This is a genomic window from Agrobacterium vaccinii (genome assembly GCF_021310995.1).
In the GTDB taxonomy this organism is placed as follows: Bacteria; Pseudomonadota; Alphaproteobacteria; order Rhizobiales; family Rhizobiaceae; genus Agrobacterium; species Agrobacterium vaccinii.
This window is the reverse complement of the sequence record NZ_CP054150.1, coordinates 1,745,537-1,766,357: the sequence shown is the minus strand read 5'-3', so window position 1 is coordinate 1,766,357 and position 20,821 is coordinate 1,745,537. Positions and strand designations below refer to the sequence as shown.

The following is a 20,821-nucleotide window of genomic DNA, read 5'->3' as shown; positions in this document are numbered from 1 at the left end:
CGGATGATCCGCTCAGTAGTACGTGGTTTCGGGGCAGCGCTTCCGAAGCAAGTCATGACGAACCAGGACATCGAAAAGATCGTCGATACCACTGACGAATGGATCGTCCAGCGCACCGGCATCAAGCAGCGCTATATTGCGGGCGAGGGCGAAACGACCTCGTCTCTGGGTGAGGCTGCGGCCCGTGCAGCTCTTGAAAACGCCGGTCTTCAGCCTGACGAGATCGACCTCATCATCGTTGCGACCTCGACACCCGACAACACGTTTCCTGCAACTGCCGTCAACATCCAGAACCGCCTTGGCATTACCAGTGGCTTTGCATTCGACGTTCAGGCCGTCTGTTCCGGCTTCGTCTATGCCATGGCAACTGCCGATCTCTACATTCGCGGCGGCATGGCCAAGCGCGTGCTGGTGATTGGCGCCGAGACCTTCTCGCGTATTCTCGACTGGACCGACCGCACGACCTGCGTGCTGTTCGGGGACGGTGCGGGTGCGGTGGTGCTCGAGGCGGGCGAGGGCGAGGGCAAGACGTCTGATCGTGGCATTCTGACATCCAACCTGCGCTCCGACGGATCGCACAAGGACAAACTCTACGTCGATGGTGGACCTTCGACCACCGGTACGGTCGGTCAGCTGCGCATGGAAGGCCGCGAGGTTTTCAAGCATGCGGTGGGCATGATCACCGATGTCATCGAGGCTGCATTCGAGGCCACGGGAACAACGGCGGACGATCTGGACTGGCTGGTGCCGCACCAGGCAAACCGTCGGATCATCGACGGTTCGGCCAAAAAGCTTGGTATTCCCGGTGAAAAAGTCGTCATTACGGTGGACCAGCACGGCAACACATCTGCCGCATCCATTCCGCTTGCGCTGGCCGTTGCAGCCGCCGATGGCCGCATCAAAAAGGGCGATCTGGTCATGCTGGAAGCCATGGGTGGCGGTTTTACCTGGGGTGCAGTTCTGCTGCGCTGGTAAAATTCTCTTTACGCAGCCGTGTAAGCCATTGCCACCATTGCTGGAAATGCCTAAACGATTCTGAAACTTTGCTTGACCGGTCGTCCCAAGGGCAATAATCTTGGACGGCTTCAACGAGATAAAAGAGAGCGGTGCGGGGAAATATGGCCGGGAAAACAGTGACACGTGCGGATCTAGCCGAGTCTGTGTTTCGAAAAGTGGGGTTGTCCCGAACCGAATCCGCCGAACTGGTTGAAACCGTGATCGACGAGATCTGCAACGCGATAACACGTGGGGAGGTTGTAAAACTATCCTCCTTCGCGACGTTCCAGATCCGCGAGAAGAACGAGCGTATCGGTCGCAATCCCAAGACCGGCGAAGAGGTTCCGATCTCGCCACGACGCGTCATGACCTTCAAGGCCTCCAACGTTTTGAAGCAGCGCATTCTCAAGGCGCACTCCGCCCGCAAGGCAAAGCAGAAGACTCAAAAAGCGGTCTCCTGACGCAGTCGCCATCGTGCAGGGCTTTGATTTCTGCACGCTAGGATTCCTTATCTCCTGTGAACATAGTTGAATTTCAACCTTCAAGCCGTTGAAATCAGTGCGATTCGCATCGTAGCTTAAATGGTGTTTTGAAATCCTGCCTCTGGTGTGGATGGGAGTGGACCTTGGATAAAAGCCCCGACGCCTTTCGAACCATCAGTGAAGTGGCTGAGGATTTGGACCTGCCGCAGCACGTGCTGCGCTTCTGGGAAACCCGCTTTCCGCAGATCAAGCCTATGAAGCGCGGCGGCGGCCGCCGCTATTATCGCCCCGATGACGTCGATCTGCTGAAGGGCATTCGCCACCTGCTCTACGACCACGGCTACACGATCAAGGGCGTGCAGAAGCTGCTGAAGACCAACGGCAACCGCTTCGTCTCGGCTATCGCCTCAGGCGATATGGCAACGATGGAAGCCATCATGGCGGCCAGCGGTGAAACGGTTGAGCCACGTGTCACGAACGCAGAGGAAGACGAAGTCGTCGGACGTCCCAAGGCCAAACCAAGTGGCCGATTCTTCGGCTTCGGAGGTGCTGGAGACGACACACCGGAGATTTCCATCGGTAAATCCAGCATCAGCAAGGATGACCGGGCACTGTTGCAGGAAGCGCTGTTCGACCTTCTGGAATGCAAGCGCCTGCTGGATCAGGTGCGCTAACGTCTCCTTGTTTGTGCGACACGTGCAGGATTAAAGGGTGCGGCGACGCACATGAGTTGTGGATAAATTCATTTTTTGATCCGCATTTATGTCAAATGCCAACCTTTCGGAAACCCCTTGGGCCGATAATGCGCATGGACAAGGAGTGATCCCCGTGAGCAAGAGAAAACCGACAAGCCGCCGCCGTTCATCTGCCAAATCTGGCGGTTCGGGCATGTGGTCATGGCTGTTGCTGCTCGGTGTCGCCGTCGGCGGCATCCAGGTCTATGAGCACCGCGACAGCCTGATGCCAGCCTTGAAAGGCACCGTCGCTGCCGTCTCCAGACCGGCGACAACCCCACCCAAACCCGTGACGCGTGATGTAGCGAGCGAGCGCATGAGGCCTGCCGCAACACAGACCGTGGCACTTCCGGCAAGCGGCGCACCGGTGCCACCGCGCAGCATCGCCATGCCCTTGGCAGGCGCCTCGACGCAGACGGCAAGCGCCACGCTGCCATCCCCCCGCCCATCGGTGGAAAAGGTATCGCTAACCGCAAAGCCCGGCACTTTCGCCTTTTGTGGTCGTTCTGGCCTCAACAATTGCGTGGCTGACGGCAACACGTTCTGGCTGAATGGCGAGAAAATGAAGCTGGCCGGCATCGACGTGCCGCAAACCGATCAGGCCCGCTGCCTGGAGGAGCGTCAGCGAGGTTTTACCGCCAAGGTACGTCTGCGCGACATGCTGAATTCCGGCGGCTTTCAGGTGGCATCTGCTGGCGGCGCATCCACCCTGTCAAGGTCAGGTGTATCCTTTGCCGATCAGCTTGTTCGCGAAGGGCTGGCTCGCCCGGCTGGCGCGAGAAATCAGAGCTGGTGCGGTTAAATCCACCCCGCACCCTCAACGCCCCGTTGACCACACCCGCCTGCGCTGTGTAGATAAAACCCGCAAGCGGACGTGGCGGAATCGGTATACGCAGCAGACTTAAAATCTGCCGGCCTCTGGTCTTGCGGGTTCAAGTCCCGCCGTCCGCACCAAGCCTATTTTTCCCAATACGGAAGTTTCGCAAGTTTTTTTGCTTTAGCGTTATTGCAAGTGTTCGCTGCAAAAATCCGAGATCATCTGGGGATATGGTTTTGATCGAGAACCGTTGCTATCATGATAGATAGTCTACGAGCCCCTTCAACAGTGAGGTGCCCGCTGTCCCTTAGAAGCGCTCTTTTGTCATAATATGTGCAAACAGCAGAGCCAGATTTACAGAATAAGCTCTGAGGATCAATGAACCATAAGCGTTCACGGCTGTTAGACTGGAGGTAGTAATTCAAAGGCCCAGTCTTGGCATCGTAAGCTTCTTTCTCAAATGTTGCATTTTCGAGGACTGAGGTGTCATTCCTATAGGCGCGGAGCAAATCTATCGCGCCATGTCTCGCTTCAGCGTAGAAGCCTCCTATCAGGATGACGCCCTTGCCCAGCCGCTCTACTGAGCGAGCTGTCTCAATGACACGATCCGCTATCGCCTGTCTGACATCCTCTTTGGCAAGGTTGGCCATATTTTTTGGAATTAGCTTTGCGTTAGGTCCATATGGTGCCATGGCGCTACCTAGTCCACTAAAAATCACAACGGTTTTGATGTTTTTATTCTGAGCAAGTTCTGTCATAACCCGGGCATTATGTTCTTCGCATTTTCGGCCAAAATTTCGCCAACCCGGTCTATCATCCACTCTAATCGTGTCGAGGATTGCTGGGCAAGAATGCAAGATGAACCCGATCGCAGATCGTTCTTGTAGAATTGAAGAAAAACCTGATTTTAGTGCATCAGCATATGAATCACCCCATATTGCTATGTCGGGTGCTAGTGCAGCATTTCCGATTCTGCAGTCTGAGACACTGACTGCATTTTCAATGATTTGGCATTTACTGGATGTGACCAGCCGTTTTGTATCTTCCATAAGATTCGCCGTTGTTTCTCCGTAAAAAGCAACAACGAGAGAGTGTCTATCGAGCGCAGCTTTTATCCCCAGGCCTGTTACGATCAGGAGAGTCAACGAACATGAAGCGAGAATAAGCGTCTTTTTCGTCTCGGAAGAACTTTTTTTCGTTCTAAACGGTTGTTCGACCCACCGCCAAGATACTACTGCCGCGCCAAAAGCCATCAAAAGTGCAGCAGCGCGTTCTAACGTCGAAAGATCACCACTTTTTGCGTAGAACCATATTGCGAGAATGGGCCAGTGCCAAAGGTATAATGAATAAGAAATCAGTCCTATTGGAATTAGGGGATAGGTTGACGCGAGGCTTCCGCCCTTCGATGTCGTGCCTGCGCAGATCAATAAAGCGGTCCCCATGCACGCCGGAAGGGCAGCTAAGCCAGGAAAGGGCGTGTTAGAGTTTAAGAAAATGTAGCTTAGACCAATCATCATAAGGCCAACCAAAGAGGCGGCATGACGAAAAGGTATTTTCCATTCCCTTAGACTTCTCGTTGCCAAAATTCCTCCAATGGCAAACTCCCAGATTCTGTATTGGGGAAAATAAAATGCGGTTACTGGATCCTTATGTAGTTCAAATTCGGTTGCTACTATTGAAATTAATACACACGACAACAGAAAATGACCGACTTTGCCAAATCGATACGCAATAAAGAGAGCTACAGGAAATATGACGTAGAATTGCTCTTCGATTGAAAGAGACCACATATGTAGGAGAGGTAACTCTTTTGCATCCGGTTCGAAGTAACCGCTATCGGAGTGAAAACGAAAGTTCGCAGTAAAAGTCGCTGTCGATATCAAGGTCTTCGCATATGAGCGAAAATCAGGTGGTGAAAAAAAAGCACCAACGAAAATGGTTGTGATGATGAGCATTGTTATCAATGCCGGTAATATTCTTTTTGCCCGTGAGCAGTAGAATTGCAAAATCGAAAATTTAGAATTTTGAATATCTGACAGCAATATCCTAGTAATTAAAAATCCTGATATTACAAAAAATATGTCTACGCCAATAAATCCGCCAGGTAAAATCTTAGGAAATGCGTGATTTATAACAACGCCGATCACAGCTATTGCGCGAAGACCATCAATTTCGGGTCTGTAATTACTATGTTTCAATTCAGAATGCATAAAAAAACTTTAATCCGGAATTTAAATTTTATGCCGTTTAACTTTATGGAATCTAAATAATATCTATTTTGGACGGAATCAAATAAAATAAAGACTGCAGTTCAACAATTAGCATTATTATCAGTTTAGCTGAACTTACATATTTTGTGGAGTTTTTAGGTCGGGTGCTTGTCTAGAAATGCAAATGGAGAAAGCATTCATAATGCGTTAAACGCAAGTTATTCAGATTTTCCTAAATATTAGCTGAGTGGACCAATTATGACAACTGATACTCAACCCCGCCAAAACAGCGGCATCAGCAGCACCAGCACTGTCAAAATCTCCAGACGTCCCAGCAGCATCATCAGTGATAGCAGGTAGAGCGCCGGGTCGCTGATCGTTGAGAAATTTCCGGCGGGGCCGATGGTGGGGCCGATGCCGGGGCCGACGTTGGCGAGGGAGGTGGCCACCGCCGAGGTGGCGGTCAGGAAGTCGTAGCCCATGGCACTCATGACCAGGCTGCCGCCAATCCACAGGGCTATGAAGCAGCTCAGGAACAGGAAGACGTTGCGGATGGTTTCGGCGTCCACGACCTGGGCGCCATAGCGCACGGTGTAGACCGCGTCAGGGTAGAGCAGCTTTTTCAGGCCGGTTTTTACGACATTGTAGACGATGACGAAGCGGTAGGCCTTGATGCCGCCTGCGGTGGACCCGGAGCAGCCGCCCATGAAGGTGGCGAAGAAGGCGACGACGACCACGAAGGGTCCCCACAGCGTATAGTCGTCACTGGCAAAGCCGCCGGTGGACAGGATCGACGTCATGTTGAAGAAGGAATGGCTGAGCGCGATGTCGAGCGGAACGCCGTTCGTGATGTGGTGGTAGATGCCGACGGCGAGCGATATGGCGCAGAGATAGCCGATGAAGACGCGGATTTGTGGGTCGTGGAGAATATCCATGCGGCCACGCACGGCGAGCAGGATCATCACGGAAAAGGGCAGGCTTCCGAGGATGAGGAAGAAGGTGGCGATCCACAGCAGTGCAACATTGTTGCCGAAGAAGGCGAAGGATGCGTCGTGGGTGGAGAAACCGCCGGTGGCTACCGTCGACATGGCGTGGTTCAGCGCATCGAAATGCGTCATGCCCGCGAAATCGAATGCGATGGTGCAGGCCAGCGTCATGACCACATAGATGCCGACGAAAGCCTTGGTAAAGCTCGCGAGCCTCGCGAAAGGCCGGTCGTTGGCGGTGTCTGAGGATTCCATGCGAAAGAAGGTCATGCCGCCAACGCGCAGCAGTGGCAGGATGAAAAGGCCAAGTGCCACGATACCGATACCACCCAGCCAGCACAGCAGCGAACGCCAGATGAGAATGCCCTGCGGCGCCTTGTCCAACCCGTAAATGGCGGTGGAGCCGGTGGTGGTGATGGCGGAAACGGATTCGAACAAAGCGCGTCCGAAGGAGAGATTGAGCTCCGACAGATAGAGCGGAACGGCGCCGATCAGCGAAAAGACCAGCCAGAGTACATTGACCAGCAGGAAACCGAACCGCTTGTTGAAGGTTGGCATGGGCGCGCGGGTGGCTAGCGCGCAGGCCAGTGACAGTCCGCCGCATAGGAAGCCGGAGGTGGCAAAGACCGCCCAGTCATTGTTGCCGTAATAGAGGTCTGTCATGGCGGGAATAAACATGGCGGTTGCCATGTAAAGCCCGAAGACCGAAGCGATATAAAGGACTGCGCGCAAAAGGTTGCTGTTCAAAAAAGGGAACCTTCATGGAGTGAGCCGTACCGAAAGCGCGTAAAGAGTCTTTGTGTCAGGCGTTTTCCTATGGCATAGCGGGTGCCATCGTGAAATTCAATGGATTGAAAATCGTGGATAAACTGCTTGTAGAGGCCGCACGGCGGGAAGTTCGGGAATTGTTTCCCGAAACGCCGTTGCAGTTGAATGAACATCTCAGCCGTCGCTATGGTGCCGAGATTTGGCTGAAGCGTGAAGACCTCACGCCCGTTCGTTCCTACAAGATTAGAGGTGCCTTCAACTTTCTGCGCAAGGCGGTGTCCACCACGGGCAAGAATAAAGTTTTCGTCTGCGCATCTGCGGGTAACCACGCGCAGGGCTTTGCTTTTGCCTGCCGCCATTTCGGCGTGCATGGTGTGGTTTTCATGCCGGTGACGACGCCGCAGCAGAAGATCGACAAGACCCGCATCTTTGGTGGCGAGTTCATCAAGATCAGGCTGATCGGCGATATTTTCGACCAATGCTATGCCGCCGCCCGCGCTTATGTGGAAGAAAACGACGCCTATATGGTGCCGCCCTTCGACCACAAGGATATCATCGAGGGACAGGCGACCGTTGCCGCCGAGATCGTCGACCAGTTGCCCGACTCGAACCCGCCCGATCTGCTGGTGATGCCGGTTGGCGGCGGTGGACTTTCGGCTGGCCTGACCGGCTTTTTCGCTGGCAAGGTTGCCAGCGACAACTTCATCTTCTGCGAGCCCGAGGGTGCGCCGAGTCTGACGAAAAGCCTTGAAGCGGGCAAGGCCGTGACGCTGACCAAGGTCGATAATTTCGTGGATGGCGCGGCAGTGGCGCGCATTGGCGACCTTAACTTCGAAGCCTTGCAGCATTTTTCTGCCGAACAGGTTCAGTTGATCCCTGAAAATGCGATCTGCGTGACGATCATCGACATGCTCAATCTGGAAGGCGTGGTGCTGGAGCCTGCCGGTGCGCTGTCCATCGCGGCACTTGAGAAACTGGGTCGCGAAAGGCTGGAAGGCAAGCGCGTCGTGTGTGTGGTTTCCGGTGGCAATTTCGATTTCGACCGTCTGCCGGACGTGAAAGAGCGCGCTATGCGCTACACGGGTGTGAAGAAATACTTCATTCTGCGCCTGCCGCAGCGCCCGGGCGCGCTTCGCGATTTCCTCAATCTTCTGGGACCCGATGATGACGTTGCGCGTTTTGAATATCTGAAGAAATCCGCCCGCAACTTCGGCTCGATCCTGATAGGCATCGAAACGACGGACCGGGAGAATTTCAACGGGCTGTTCCAGCGCTTCGAAGATGCGGGATTGGGCTATGAGGACATAACCGAAAACGAAATCCTCGCCAATCTGATCATCTGATTGCAATTCATGACCGGGCAGGGAGGGCTCGTCCCTTCCTGCGGCAAGAAAAAAGGAATGTAACCATGGCTTCGTTTTTCTCGAAAATCCTGTCCGCCTTCGGCTCTCAAGCATCGGATGACGCACCGAAGAAGGCCGAAACATCAGAGCCGCATGCGTACAAGGATTGCGTCATCTACGCGACGCCGATGAAGGAAGGCGGGCAGTATCGTCTGGCCGGACGCATCGAAAAGAAGGTGGGAGAGGAAACGTTGACGCATGAATTCGTGCGTGCCGATGTGTTCACCAGCCTTGACGATGCCGTGGAATGCACCGTGCGCAAGGCGCAGCTGATCATCGACCAGAATGGTGCGTCGTTATTTTCCGACAAAAAATAACGGCCGCGAGAGGCTCGCAGCCGTTATGGAAGTGCTTGAAAGCGGCGTTGCGAAACGCCGCTTTTTTATATCAGGCAGCCTTGGCCAGTTCTTCAACCTTGGCAGTTGCGGAAGCGATTGCCTTTTCGGCAGCTTCTGGGCCGAATGCCAGACCTTCGACATAAACAACTTCAACGTCCGTCATACCCATGAAGCCCAGAACGGTCTTGAGGTATGGGACAGCGTGGTTGAGAGGAGCAGCCGGGCCTTCGGAATAGACGCCGCCGGAAGCGATGACGATGTAAACCTTCTTGCCGGTGGCAAGGCCAATAGGGCCTTTTTCCGTGTAGGTGAACGTCTGACCTGCGCGAGCAACGTTATCAATCCAGGATTTGAGGCCGGAATAGATGTTGAAGTTGATCATGCCGGTACCGATGACGATCGTGTCGGCTTCCAGCAATTCGGCAACGCGCTTGTCGGAATCGTCTGCGGCGGATGCTTCGTCCGGCGTACGCTGGTCGGGAGCCTTGCGGATGGCAGAGGTGGTTACGGTGTCGAGGTGCTTGATCGGGTTCTGACCCAGATCAACATGCGTGATGGAGCCGTTCGTCTGCGTCTGAAGCTTCGCAGCCAGCTCGCCTGCGAATTTGTTCGACAGCGATTCGCCACCGCGTGGGCTGGAGGTTACGAGAAGAATCTTCGACATTTGAAATATCCTTGTTTTCAATTTCGGAGGTCGGACGGGGCAGGGGAACCCAATCGTTGCCGCTTGTATCGGTCAATGTTGTCATCTAGAAAACTGTGATAATATGGAAGTCACCTATCGAAAAACTGGATGGACCATGGAAGCCAACCCCACACTTGACCAATTGCAGGTGTTTCTTTCCGTCGCCGAAACCGGCAGCTTTTCAGCCGCGTCTCGCGCGCTGAACCGGGCGCAATCGGTTGTCAGCTATACTATCGCCAATCTCGAGGCGCAGTTGGAAGTGACGCTTTTCGAGCGCAACGGCGTGCGCCAGCCCAAGCTGACACAGGAAGGCGTGGCGATGCTGGAGCATGCGCGCCGCATCGTCGCTGGACTTCAGGATTTGCGCGCCCGGGCCAAGGGTTTGAAGCAGGGTCTGGAAGCGGAGGTTTCGCTCGCCATCAGCACAATGGTGCCTGCCGAAGCGGTGGTCGAGGTGCTGCGGGATTTTCGCGTGCAGTTTCCAACCGTAACGCTAAACCTCAGTGTCGGTGAACTCGGAATGGTCATGGAGATGGTGCTGAGCCGCAAGGCTGGCATCGGCATCGGCGGGGCCATGTTCCATCAGGATGACGGTCTCGTCATCGATAAGGTCGGCCATTCCTTCATGATCCCGGTTGCAGCGGCGGATCATCCGCTGGTGCGTCTGAACAGACCGCTGACCCTGGCCGATGTGCGCGAAGAGGTGCAGCTTGTTGTGACAGACACGTCGGGCCTGACCAAGGGCAAGGATTTCAACGTTCTGTCCTACAAGAAATGGCGCGTCAGCGATATCGCCACCAAATATCAGCTCATCAAGGGTGGGCTGGGTTGGGGTGGGCTTCCGGCATCCGTGGTGCGCAATGACATTATCAATGGCGATCTGAAAGCGCTGGAGCTTGATTCCTATGAGGGTGGCGAATACCCACTTTATGCCTTGCGCAAGACGGACACGCCCTGCGGACCAGCGGCGAAGTGGCTCGTGGATGCGTTCGAGCAGCGCCTGTCGCAATGCCCTAATCATGAGACTTTCCTGGCCCACATTGCACCCAGCTATTCGGCTGACCTGCGAGATGCGGCGGAATAAACCGTACCGTACCGAACCGTACTGTTTTGCCGCAAGGTGACAGTGACAGGCGCGCGGCTTTGGAGTAAAAGCCTTGCAAAAGCGAAGATTGGGGCAGTTTGCTCTGCGGGTGAAAGCCTTCGCGACAGACAAATCGAGGAATAAGCACATGCCAGTTTATCGCTCCAGAACGACAACCCATGGCCGCAACATGGCCGGTGCGCGTGGCCTTTGGCGCGCCACTGGTATGAAGGATGGCGATTTCGGCAAGCCGATCATCGCCGTCGTCAACTCGTTCACGCAGTTCGTGCCGGGCCACGTCCACCTCAAGGACCTCGGTCAGTTGGTTGCGCGCGAAATCGAAGCGGCTGGCGGTGTTGCCAAGGAATTCAACACCATTGCCGTGGATGACGGCATCGCCATGGGTCACGATGGCATGCTCTATTCGCTGCCATCGCGTGAAATCATTTCCGATAGCGTCGAGTATATGGTCAACGCCCACTGCGCTGACGCGATGGTTTGCATTTCCAACTGCGACAAGATCACGCCCGGCATGCTGAGTGCTGCCATGCGTCTCAACATTCCTGCCGTTTTCGTGTCCGGTGGACCGATGGAAGCAGGCAAGGTCGTTTTGCATGGCAAGACCGTCGCGCTCGACCTCGTGGATGCGATGGTTGCTGCTGCCGATGACAAGATGACGGACGAGGAAGTCGATACCATCGAGCGTGCGGCATGTCCGACCTGTGGTTCCTGCTCCGGCATGTTCACGGCCAATTCGATGAACTGTTTGACGGAAGCGCTGGGTCTTGCTCTGCCAGGCAATGGCTCGACGCTGGCAACGCACTCGGATCGCAAGCGTCTGTTCGTTGAGGCGGGTCATCTGATCGTCGATCTGGCCCGTCGCCATTACGAGCAGGATGATTATACCGTTCTGCCACGCTCTATCGCGACCAAGGCTGCTTTCGAAAACGCCATTGCACTGGATATCGCCATGGGCGGTTCCACCAACACCGTGCTGCATATTCTGGCGGCGGCCCATGAGGGCGGCGTCGATTTCACAATGGAAGACATCGACCGCATGTCGCGGCGAGTGCCGTGCCTGTCCAAGGTCGCGCCTGCCAAGAGTGATGTGCACATGGAAGACGTTCACCGCGCAGGCGGCATCATGCGCATTCTGGGAGAGTTGGAACGTGGCGGTCTGATCAACACGGATTGCTATACCGTGCATGAGGCAACGCTGGGCGATGCCATCAACCGTTGGGACATCACCCGCACCAACAGCGAAAATGTGCGTCAGTTCTTCAAGGCAGCACCCGGTGGCGTACCGACGCAGGTGGCCTTCAGCCAGTCGTCGCGCTGGGATGAGCTGGATACGGACAGCGATAACGGCGTCATCCGCTCGGTCGAAAAGCCTTTCTCGAAGGACGGTGGTCTGGCCGTGCTTTACGGTAACATCGCGCTGGATGGTTGCATCGTGAAGACGGCGGGCGTGGACGAATCCATCCTGAAATTCAACGGTACAGCCGTGGTCTATGAAAGCCAGGACGCAGCCGTTAAGGGCATTCTGTCCAACGAAGTCAAGGCGGGCGATGTCGTCGTTATCCGCTACGAAGGCCCCAAGGGCGGTCCGGGCATGCAGGAAATGCTGTACCCGACCAGTTATCTGAAATCCAAGGGGCTGGGCAAAGCTTGCGCTCTGATCACCGACGGACGCTTCTCCGGTGGCACGTCAGGCCTTTCCATCGGTCACGCCTCACCAGAAGCGGCCCAGGGCGGTGCCATCGGGCTGGTGCGTCAGGGCGACCCTATCGAGATCGATATCCCCAACCGCACCATCAACCTCAAGGTTCCAGATGCGGAACTTGCAGCACGCCGTGCCGAACAGGATCAACTGGGCTGGAAGCCAGCCGAACACCGCAAACGCAATGTCACGACGGCGTTGAAGGCCTATGCGGCGTTTGCGTCTAGCGCGGACAAGGGTGCTGTTCGGATTTTGCCGGAGTAAACATGTCATTCACCGTCTTCCTCGGGACAAGCCCGAGGATGACGGTGAAAAGGACGTTATGCCTTCTTCACCGAACGTTTTTAATTAATAACGGCGCAGCGAAGCCACCATCTTCCGCTGCCTGCAAAATGACTGCGTCCTCCCAACATCCCTGAACCCAAGTTTCTCCATCAAATCGCAAGATGCTCTGTTATCGCTGATGGGGTTGGCGTGAAGCGTCGTCATTTTCATGTTCGTAAACGCGTGGTCGATGATGAGACGACTGGCTTCTTCGCCGTAACCCTTGCCCCATCTATTCCGAGCCAGCCACAGTCCGAATTCTCCGGCAAGGCCGATGAGGCCGATCAGTTGGCCGTTATCGATGGCCCAAACGGGCAGATTGTTTTTCCGAAAGCGCAGTATCCTCGCTCGGGCGTCGTCCACTATGAAGGGAGATGACGTGCGAAGCAGATTGTGCAGGACCAGCGGATCGTTGGTGATGCGCGCCAACGCAGGTGCGTCAATCACGCCGAAAGGCCGGAGCGTAAGTCGGTTCGACACCAATCGTGGCACTGTGCTGTCTACTTTTCGCATGGCGCGCAGCATGTTCGATACGGGCATTTATGCCAACTGCGATTTTTTGCACCGGAACTGGTGTTCCTCCAGCACGTTGGCTGACAGGTGTGAACGTAAGAAATGGAAAATACATGAAACGCGCAATCGTAACAGGTGGTGCCGGATTGATCGGAACAGGCATTATTGAGCTTCTTCTCGAGCAAGGCTGGACCGTGGCATCGTTCGATATCAAGGAAAGCACTACGAAAGCGCGGCACATTCATTGTGATGTTGGTGATGAGGCGTCCGTCGCAGAGGCGTTTGCGCAGCTTGGCTGGAACGGGCTTGAGCTTCTCGTCAACAATGCCGGTATCGCCTCGCCAAACAACGGGCCCATCCATGAATTGCCTCTGGCCGATTGGCGCAGGGTGACGGATAGCCATCTGACCGGCGCGTTTCTGATGACGCGGTCGGCGGTGCCCTTGATGGGAGAGGGTGCCAGCATCGTCAATATGGTCTCCACCCGTGCCTTCATGTCTGAGCCGGAAACCGAGGCTTACGCGGCATCGAAGGGCGGTCTGGTGGCGCTGACCCATGCGCTGGCCGTCAGCCTGGGGCCAAAGATTCGCGTCAATGCGATTGCGCCAGGTTGGATCACCGATGATACCGACCTGCGGAAGAAAGATCAGATGCAGCACCCTGTCGGTCGCGTCGGTCGCCCGAAAGATATTGCGGATGCAGTCGTCTATCTCGCCAGCGCAGGTTTCATGACCGGGCAGGTCATGGTGCTGGATGGCGGCATGACGAAGAAGATGATTTACGCGGAATAGCCACTCGAAAATGATTCAACGCGTTGGCAAACTGATTCAGCAAAAGGATGGAAACCCTTGTTCGAATACGGTTTGTCACCGTGAGGTGAAGTCACAAAGCGGTGAGAGGGCTACCGCCTGCCTCGAAAGGTACTACGTACTCTCCATGAAAAGACGCACCGCACTTGCCCTCATCGCCACGCTTCCCCTCGCTTCGAGCCTCCGTGCGCAAGTACGCGACGGTGTTCCTAAGCTCCTCGAAAAAGCAGATGCTCTCGACAGTTTGAAAACAGTCATCGTCAGCGTTGATGGCAAAGAGGTTGCCACTCGCGCCTATCACGGCGCGTCGCTGAATGGCTCGACCAATATCAAGTCTGCGTCCAAATCCATCGTTTCGTCGCTGGTGGGCATCGCGATCGATCGCAAAATATTGGATGGCGTCGATCAGCCGATCTCATCCGTGCTGCGTTCGGATTTTCCCGCCAAACCCGACCCGCGTATCGAGCGTGTGACCATCGGCAATCTGCTATCCATGCAGTCTGGTCTGGAACGAATGTCGGGGCCGAACTACGGCCGTTGGGTTTCCAGCCGCAATTGGGTGCGCATGGCTCTGGGTTCCGGTTTTGCCGGAGAGCCGGGTGGCGGGATGCTGTATTCCACGGGATCTACCCATTTGCTGTCTGCCGTTCTGACCAAGGCGTCTGGCAAATCCACGCTGGCGCTGGCGCGAGACTGGTTTTCCCCGCTGGATGGTTTTTCGATCGGGTCTTGGGAGCGCGACCCGCAGGGCATTTATCTCGGCGGAAACCAGATGGCGATGACATCGCGGTCTTTGCTTGCTTTCGGTGAATTGTACCGGCGTGGCGGTATCACGGTTGATGGCACGCGGTTGATTTCCCAAAGCTGGATCGAGCAATCATGGGTTCAGCGCACCAATTCCGTCTTCAACGGCGATGGTTACGGCTATTGCTGGTTCATCAAGGAGATGGCGGGGGAAATGGTGTGTTACGCCTGGGGCTATGGTGGGCAGATGCTCTATATCGTCCCGTCGAAACGGCTTTCGGTCGTCATGACCTCGCGCGAGGACGCGCCATCCGCCCGTACCGGTTATCGGGACCAGTTGCACGGGCTGATGGCTGATATCATTACCGCTGTTTAAAGCGGGCGGTTGATGTTCTGAAAGGCTTCGCTGAGCTTTTTCATGCGCTCGTCATAGGCGGTGGTCAGGCAAGCGACGTCTGCACCGCAGCTCTGGCGATGTTTCAGCCATTCGCTCTGTTGAGTTTTCAACTCATCGCGCGCGCCCATCGCCATCAGTTGCGTGACGATTTCGAAGGTCGTGGCCATGCGTACGTCCTGGTCGTTCAGCGCAAGGTTTTCGCATATCGTCTTTTCGTCGGCGGCGAGATCTGTCTTGGCGCAATCGAAGCTGGCGGCGCCCACCGGCGAGCCATGGGAGTATGATGCGGTGACAATCAGAGCAGCAAGAATATGTTTCTTGAAATGCATGTGGATCTCTTTTCCATGAACAGTCTTATAAGCCGTCTAAAGCCTTGATCATGGCAAGTTGTTCCATTTCCGTGTTTGACGTCAGTCCGTCATGATCTTGCCGCCCTTTGATTTATAGGCTCAAGCGTTATAACTCCATCATATTGATGAGGATGAGGAATCACATGCCAAGCATGGTGAAGTATCTGACCACCGGCCTTCTTGCGTCGCTGCTGTTTTTGCCAGCGCCTTTGTTGGCGCAGGACAACAAGACCGTGCCATCCAGCACGGCTGAAATGCAGCTGTCCTTTGCGCCGCTGGTAAAACGCACGGCGGGTGCCGTGGTGAATGTCTACGCCGAACGTCTCGTCCAGAAGCGGGCCTCGCCCTTTGCAGGCGATCCCTTCTTCGAGCAGTTTTTCGGCCAGCAATCGCCCAACCGCACCGAAAAGCAGTCCTCGCTCGGCTCCGGTGTCATCGCCACGGCCAGCGGGCTGGTGGTGACGAACAACCACGTCATCGACGGTGCCGACGATATCAAGGTCGCACTTGCCGATGGTCGCGAGTTTTCGTCCAAGGTGCTGCTGAAGGATGACCGTCTCGATCTTGCGGTGTTGCAGATCGATGCCAAGGAACAGTTCCCGGTTCTGGCGCTCGGCAATTCCGATGCGACCGAAGTCGGTGATCTCGTTCTGGCTATCGGCAACCCCTTCGGTGTCGGCCAGACGGTAACGAGCGGTATCGTCTCGGCATTGGCGCGAAATCAGGTGACGCAGGGTGATTTCGGTTTCTTCATTCAGACGGATGCCTCCATCAACCCCGGTAACTCCGGTGGCGCCTTGATGAACATGGCGGGTGAGCTGATCGGTATCAACACGGCCATCTTCTCACGTGGTGGCGGCTCGAACGGCATCGGCTTTGCCATTCCGGCCAATCTGGTTCGCGTCTTTCTGGCTGCTGCCGAAAAAGGTGACACGTCGTTCCAGCGTCCTTATGTCGGGGCGACATTCGATCCCGTGACATCGGAAGTGGCCGAAGCACTGGGCCTGAAGCGTGCCCGTGGTGCGCTCGTGGTCAGCGTCGTGAAAGACGGCCCGGCTGAAAAAGCGGGTATCGAACCGGGGCAGGTCGTTACCGCGGTCAACGGCATCGAGGTGGAGCATCCCGATGCGCTCGGCTATCGTCTGACGACAGCCGGCATCGGCAAATCGGCCAAGATCAGCCTGATCGACAAGGGCAAGGAAAAGACCGTTACCATCGCGCTCGATACGGCACCGGAAACGGCACCGCGTGACGAGCGCCTGCTGGAAGGCCGCAATCCGTTTGCGGGTGCGACTGTCGCCAATCTTTCGCCGAAGCTTGCCGATGAGTTGCGCATGTCGACCAGCACGACGGGCGTGGTCATTACGGATGTCAAACGCAGTTCGCCCGCCGCCCGTGTCGGTTTCCAGCCCAAGGATATCATCGTCTCCCTGAACGGAGCGGATATGGCATCTACGGCAGATGTGGAGCATGCGCTGGAAGACAACCCGGGCTTCTGGCGTCTTGAGATCATTCGCGACGGCCAGCGCATCCGGCAATTCCTGCGATGAGCGGCGATCTCTTTGCCCCACAGATACCAGCGGAGGTCGCCAACCGGCGACCTCTGGCAGATAGGCTGCGCCCGACGACGCTCGGTGAGGTCACGGGCCAGTCGCATCTGACGGGCGAAGAGGGCGTCCTGCGCCGCATGATCGAAAGCGGCTCGCTGGGCTCCATGATTTTCTGGGGCCCGCCCGGTACTGGGAAGACCACGGTCGCCCGGCTGCTGTCGGGCGAGGCGGGGTTGGCGTTCGAGCAGATATCAGCGATTTTCTCCGGCGTTGCCGACCTGAAGAAGGTTTTTGAAAGTGCTCGTACCCGCCGTATGAACGGGCGGCAGACACTGCTGTTCGTGGATGAAATCCACCGCTTCAACCGCGCCCAGCAGGACAGTTTCCTGCCGGTCATGGAAGACGGCACCATCATTCTGGTCGGCGCCACCACGGAAAACCCATCCTTCGAACTCAACGCCGCTCTCTTATCGCGGGCGCGGGTTCTGACATTTCAAAGCCATGACGAAGAAAGTCTTCTTGAGCTACTGAAGCGCGCAGAGCAGGTGGAGGACAAACCGCTACCGCTCGATGAGGATGCGCGTGCGTCCATGGTCCGCATGGCCGATGGTGATGGCCGTGCGGTGCTGACGCTGGCGGAAGAGGTCTGGCGTGCGGCGCGCAAGGGCGAGATGTTCGATACGGAAGCCCTGACCCAGATCGTCCAGCGCCGGGCACCGGTTTACGACAAAGGGCAGGACGGTCACTACAATCTGATTTCGGCGCTGCATAAATCAGTGCGCGGGTCCGACCCGGATGCAGCGCTTTACTATCTGGCACGCATGTTCGATGCGGGTGAAGACCCGCTTTACCTGGGCAGGCGGTTGGTGCGCATGGCAGTGGAAGATATCGGCCTTGCCGATCCGCAGGCTCTGGTCGTCTGCAACGCTGCCAAGGACGCGTACGACTATCTGGGGTCGCCGGAAGGTGAACTCGCTTTGGCGCAGGCCTGCGTTTATCTTGCGACGGCGCCGAAATCCAACGCCGTCTATACCGCGTTCAAGTCTGCGATGCGGGCGGCCAAGGAAAACGGCTCGTTGCTGCCGCCCAAGCATATTCTCAATGCGCCGACCAAGCTGATGAAGGGCGAGGGCTATGGCGATGGTTATCGCTATGACCACGACGAGCCCGATGCCTTTTCAGGGCAGGATTATTTCCCCGAAAAAATGGGCCGCACAAGATTCTATGACCCGCCGGACCGGGGCTTCGAGCGTGATATCCGCAAACGGCTGGACTGGTGGGCGAAGCTTCGGCGCGAGCGTGGCGGCAAATAGGTTTGCCGGTCGATGCCGTTCAGGATGCTTTGCGAAGGAGTGTCGCAGTGCGCGGCGGTATCATCTTGACCGATGATTCCGCTAGATCGAGATGGCCTTCGCAATCCACGATCAGATGCCAGTGCGATGTCTCGGGGATGACAACGCGCAACGGCGATATCTTGGCGACGCCGCCGAGATATTTGAAATCCAGCATTTCCGTGAAGCGCTGATAATTTCCCGACGTCATCAGCCGCACATTGTTCACCGCATTCAACGATACCTCGATGATAGCGCCTTCGCGCAGCTGTCTCAGATCGTAGTGTGTATAGCGGAAGCCGGGCACGGCCATGATGAGCCCCGTCATGATGAGATATGTTTCATAACGATACGAAACGATCCTTAACGCTTCTTTAGCGTCCACTGCATTCTCTTGTTTTTGAAATATAAAAAGAAAATGAGATGGCTTTTACTGTCGTTTTTATTGTGCGGCTCTGGATGTTCAATATCCACGCGACGGGCCCGAGTTAACGTGCAAGCGTATTTTCAAACGGGAGCACGGATTGCTATTTCCAGCTGATAATTGCGATTTATCAATAATAAATTTTTCCGCAATACAATTTCACGGTGTGTAATAGTGGGGGAGTGTTTGTCGGGATGAAACATCTTACGATTTCGATGCGTCTATATGCGCTCGTTGGATTGTTCTTTGTAATATTAGCTGGCGCTTTAACGTTCAGTCTGTTTGGCAGTTACCAGGGGATGGAGCGGGAGCGCAAAGCAGGACTGGAATCGATGACGCAGACGGGCGTCGGTATTCTTGATCAATATTATCGTCTGGAACAAAGTGGTGCGTTGACGCGCGACGTGGCGCAGCAACAGGCGAAAGCCACGCTTGCCGCCATGCGATATGAAAATGGCAGCGGCTATTTCTGGATCAACGATATGGGTCCGAAAATGGTCATGCATCCCATCAAGCCGGAGATGAACGGCACGGACCTGACGGCAAACAAGGACCCGAATGGCAAGCAGCTGTTCGTGGAGTTCGTCAAAACGGTCAAGGCGAGTGGCAAAGGCTTCGTCGATTATTATTGGCCAAAGCCCGGCTCGCCTGATCCGGTAGAGAAATTCTCGCATGTTGCAGGTTTTGCGCCCTGGGGCTGGATTGTCGGCACCGGCGTCTACGTGGATGACCTGAAGGCGGCTTTCTGGGGCGAAGCGCTGTGGATCGCCGGTATTTGCGCCATCAGCGGGCTCGTCGTTCTGGCTGGCGCGGCTTTTGTCGTTGGTGGTGTGACGAAACCGATCACCAGCATCCGAAACATCATGGGCCGCATCGCCGATGGTGATGGCAATGCCGACGTTCCCTTTACCGATCGCCGCAACGAAATCGGTGCCATGGCGAAGATGCTGGTGGTGCTGCGCGATTCGGTCAATGAGCGCAGCCAGTTGCAGCACCGCCAAGCCGAGCAGCAGAAAGCGCTTGAAGACACACGTCGCGGCAATGAGGAGACGCTTCGCGCCGCATCCAGCCAGCAGGCCTATGCCATGTCGGAACTGGCAGGCGCGCTGGAGCGGCTGTCGCATGGCGATCTGACCGTGCAGGTGGGCGATATCGGCCATGAATACGCAAAGCTGCGGGCGGATTTCAACAATGCCGTTGGTGAACTTCACAATGTCATCGGCGCTATCTCCAACACCAGCCATGTGGTGAACGACAGCGCTGGCGACATCAGCCAGGCAACCGGCAACCTTTCACGCCGCACAGAGCAGCAGGCCGCAGCGCTTGAGGAAACCGCTGCCGCACTGGAGCAGATCACCGCCACCGTCCACACGGCGTCGGAGCGTGCCAATGAGGCGCGCACCATGGTCAGCGAGACCAAGACCAGCGCTGGTCGCTCTGGCGATATCGTTCGCGATGCTGTCGAGGCGATGGGCCGTATCGAGGACTCGTCCAAGAAGATCGGCCAGATCATCGTCGTCATCGACGAGATTGCCTTCCAGACCAATCTTCTCGCTCTCAATGCCGGTGTGGAAGCCGCGCGGGCGGGTGAGGCGGGTCGAGGCTTTGCTGTCGTGGCTCAGGAAGTGCGAGAACTGGCACAGCGTTCCGCCAATGCGGCGAAGGAGATCAAGACGCTGATCAACAGTTCTGCCGAACAGGTCAATGGCGGCGTGTCACTGGTGCGTTCCACCGGGGATGCGCTGGACGAGATCATGGCGCTGGTCAACCGCGTCGATGGTCACGTCAACACCATTGCCACCACGGCGCGGGAGCAGGCGACCGGTCTTCGCGAGATCAACACCTCGGTCAACCACATGGACCAGATGACCCAGCAGAACGCCGCCATGGTGGAGGAAACCACGGCTGCGAGCCAGACGCTGGCGGAAGAAAGCCGTCAGTTGCGCACGTTGCTGTCCCGCTTCCAGCTAGATCAGGCATCGATGCGCCAAGGCCAGTCCCGCGCAGCCTGACATTTCTCTAGAGGATATAGCGGGCGCCCATTTGCGGCGCCCGTTTGTTTTTCACCCAGACCTTTGCCTGTAATTTCCACGGCGCGCTTAAAAACGGTTCGTTTACCAAATTTGTTTAAGATTTAGCTTGATTGCCACGCATTG

General features: G+C 56.0%; 19 protein-coding genes and 1 tRNA gene. 14 read left to right on the top strand and 6 right to left on the bottom strand.

The features are described 5' to 3' along the window. The first annotated feature begins 3 nt into the window (after positions 1-3). From HRR99_RS08830 to HRR99_RS08810, 5 genes are all read left to right on the top strand, one after another. The gene (locus HRR99_RS08830) at positions 4-975 is read left to right on the top strand and encodes a beta-ketoacyl-ACP synthase III (protein WP_233121220.1); all 972 of its coding nucleotides are present in this window, start codon (positions 4-6) and stop codon (positions 973-975) included. Positions 976-1,118: 143 nt separating this feature from the next. After that, on the top strand, positions 1,119-1,457 hold the full coding sequence (locus HRR99_RS08825) for an integration host factor subunit alpha (protein WP_111838121.1): 339 nt from the start codon (positions 1,119-1,121) through the stop codon (positions 1,455-1,457). Positions 1,458-1,621: 164 nt separating this feature from the next. Continuing rightward, complete coding sequence (locus HRR99_RS08820; protein ID WP_111838122.1) at positions 1,622-2,152, top strand: MerR family transcriptional regulator; 531 nt, start codon at positions 1,622-1,624, stop codon at positions 2,150-2,152. A gap of 154 nt (positions 2,153-2,306) precedes the next feature. Further along, complete coding sequence (locus HRR99_RS08815; RefSeq protein ID WP_233121219.1) at positions 2,307-3,014, top strand: nuclease; 708 nt, start codon at positions 2,307-2,309, stop codon at positions 3,012-3,014. Positions 3,015-3,080: 66 nt separating this feature from the next. After that, positions 3,081-3,166 (top strand) — tRNA-Leu (locus tag HRR99_RS08810). A gap of 81 nt (positions 3,167-3,247) precedes the next feature. Here HRR99_RS08810 and HRR99_RS08805 read toward each other — a convergent pair. Further along, on the bottom strand, positions 3,248-5,239 hold the full coding sequence (locus HRR99_RS08805) for an acyltransferase family protein (protein ID WP_233121218.1): 1,992 nt from the start codon (positions 5,237-5,239) through the stop codon (positions 3,248-3,250). 272 nt (positions 5,240-5,511) lie between these two features. Continuing rightward, positions 5,512-6,972 (bottom strand): TrkH family potassium uptake protein, encoded by a 1,461-nt coding sequence (locus HRR99_RS08800; protein WP_233121217.1) that lies wholly within the window; start codon positions 6,970-6,972, stop codon positions 5,512-5,514. Positions 6,973-7,061: 89 nt separating this feature from the next. On the opposite strand from HRR99_RS08800, the gene ilvA reads away from it, so the two are divergent. Together ilvA and HRR99_RS08790 are read left to right on the top strand one after the other, a co-directional pair. Continuing rightward, positions 7,062-8,336, top strand: coding sequence for a threonine ammonia-lyase (gene ilvA / locus HRR99_RS08795; protein ID WP_233121216.1), 1,275 nt, complete (start codon positions 7,062-7,064; stop codon positions 8,334-8,336). A gap of 65 nt (positions 8,337-8,401) precedes the next feature. Further along, a complete protein-coding gene (locus tag HRR99_RS08790) occupies positions 8,402-8,713 on the top strand; it encodes an HlyU family transcriptional regulator (protein WP_233121215.1) in 312 nt (103 codons plus the stop codon). Between the two features lie 70 nt (positions 8,714-8,783). Here HRR99_RS08790 and HRR99_RS08785 read toward each other — a convergent pair whose 3' ends face one another. Then, positions 8,784-9,398: an FMN-dependent NADH-azoreductase gene (locus HRR99_RS08785; RefSeq protein WP_111838126.1), complete on the bottom strand. Its 615-nt coding sequence runs from the start codon at positions 9,396-9,398 to the stop codon at positions 8,784-8,786. 136 nt (positions 9,399-9,534) lie between these two features. Here HRR99_RS08785 and HRR99_RS08780 point away from each other — a divergent pair, with 136 nt between their 5' ends. Continuing rightward, complete coding sequence (locus HRR99_RS08780; RefSeq protein WP_233121213.1) at positions 9,535-10,503, top strand: LysR family transcriptional regulator; 969 nt, start codon at positions 9,535-9,537, stop codon at positions 10,501-10,503. Between the two features lie 148 nt (positions 10,504-10,651). Continuing rightward, entirely contained in the window at positions 10,652-12,487 is a 1,836-nt protein-coding gene (ilvD, locus tag HRR99_RS08775) for a dihydroxy-acid dehydratase (protein ID WP_045228984.1), read from the top strand. A gap of 84 nt (positions 12,488-12,571) precedes the next feature. Here ilvD and HRR99_RS08770 read toward each other — a convergent pair whose 3' ends face one another. Next, positions 12,572-13,072, bottom strand: a complete 501-nt coding sequence (locus HRR99_RS08770) for a GNAT family N-acetyltransferase (protein ID WP_233121211.1) — start codon at positions 13,070-13,072, stop codon at positions 12,572-12,574. A 101-nt stretch (positions 13,073-13,173) separates the two neighbouring features. Between HRR99_RS08770 and HRR99_RS08765 the strand changes: the two genes are divergently transcribed. Then, entirely contained in the window at positions 13,174-13,851 is a 678-nt protein-coding gene (locus tag HRR99_RS08765; protein WP_233121210.1) for an SDR family oxidoreductase, read from the top strand. A 145-nt stretch (positions 13,852-13,996) separates the two neighbouring features. Beyond that, positions 13,997-14,989 (top strand): serine hydrolase domain-containing protein, encoded by a 993-nt coding sequence (locus tag HRR99_RS08760; RefSeq protein ID WP_233121208.1) that lies wholly within the window; start codon positions 13,997-13,999, stop codon positions 14,987-14,989. On the opposite strand, the gene HRR99_RS08755 is transcribed toward HRR99_RS08760, so the two are convergent. After that, the gene (locus HRR99_RS08755; protein WP_111838131.1) at positions 14,986-15,339 is read right to left on the bottom strand and encodes a lysozyme inhibitor LprI family protein; all 354 of its coding nucleotides are present in this window, start codon (positions 15,337-15,339) and stop codon (positions 14,986-14,988) included. The two genes, HRR99_RS08760 and HRR99_RS08755, sit on opposite strands and share 4 nt — an antisense overlap. 164 nt (positions 15,340-15,503) lie before the next feature. Between HRR99_RS08755 and HRR99_RS08750 the strand changes: the two genes are divergently transcribed. Both HRR99_RS08750 and HRR99_RS08745 read left to right on the top strand, forming a co-directional pair. Next, positions 15,504-16,910, top strand: a complete 1,407-nt coding sequence (locus HRR99_RS08750; protein WP_111838132.1) for a DegQ family serine endoprotease — start codon at positions 15,504-15,506, stop codon at positions 16,908-16,910. After that, positions 16,907-18,223, top strand: coding sequence for a replication-associated recombination protein A (locus tag HRR99_RS08745; RefSeq protein ID WP_233121206.1), 1,317 nt, complete (start codon positions 16,907-16,909; stop codon positions 18,221-18,223). The genes HRR99_RS08750 and HRR99_RS08745 overlap by 4 nt, the downstream gene beginning before the upstream one ends. Positions 18,224-18,242: 19 nt before the next feature. Here HRR99_RS08745 and HRR99_RS08740 read toward each other — a convergent pair whose 3' ends face one another. Next, positions 18,243-18,554, bottom strand: a complete 312-nt coding sequence (locus HRR99_RS08740; protein ID WP_111838455.1) for a DUF1883 domain-containing protein — start codon at positions 18,552-18,554, stop codon at positions 18,243-18,245. Between the two features lie 305 nt (positions 18,555-18,859). Here HRR99_RS08740 and HRR99_RS08735 point away from each other — a divergent pair, with 305 nt between their 5' ends. Continuing rightward, entirely contained in the window at positions 18,860-20,677 is a 1,818-nt protein-coding gene (locus tag HRR99_RS08735) for a methyl-accepting chemotaxis protein (protein ID WP_233121205.1), read from the top strand. Positions 20,678-20,821 lie beyond the last annotated feature (144 nt).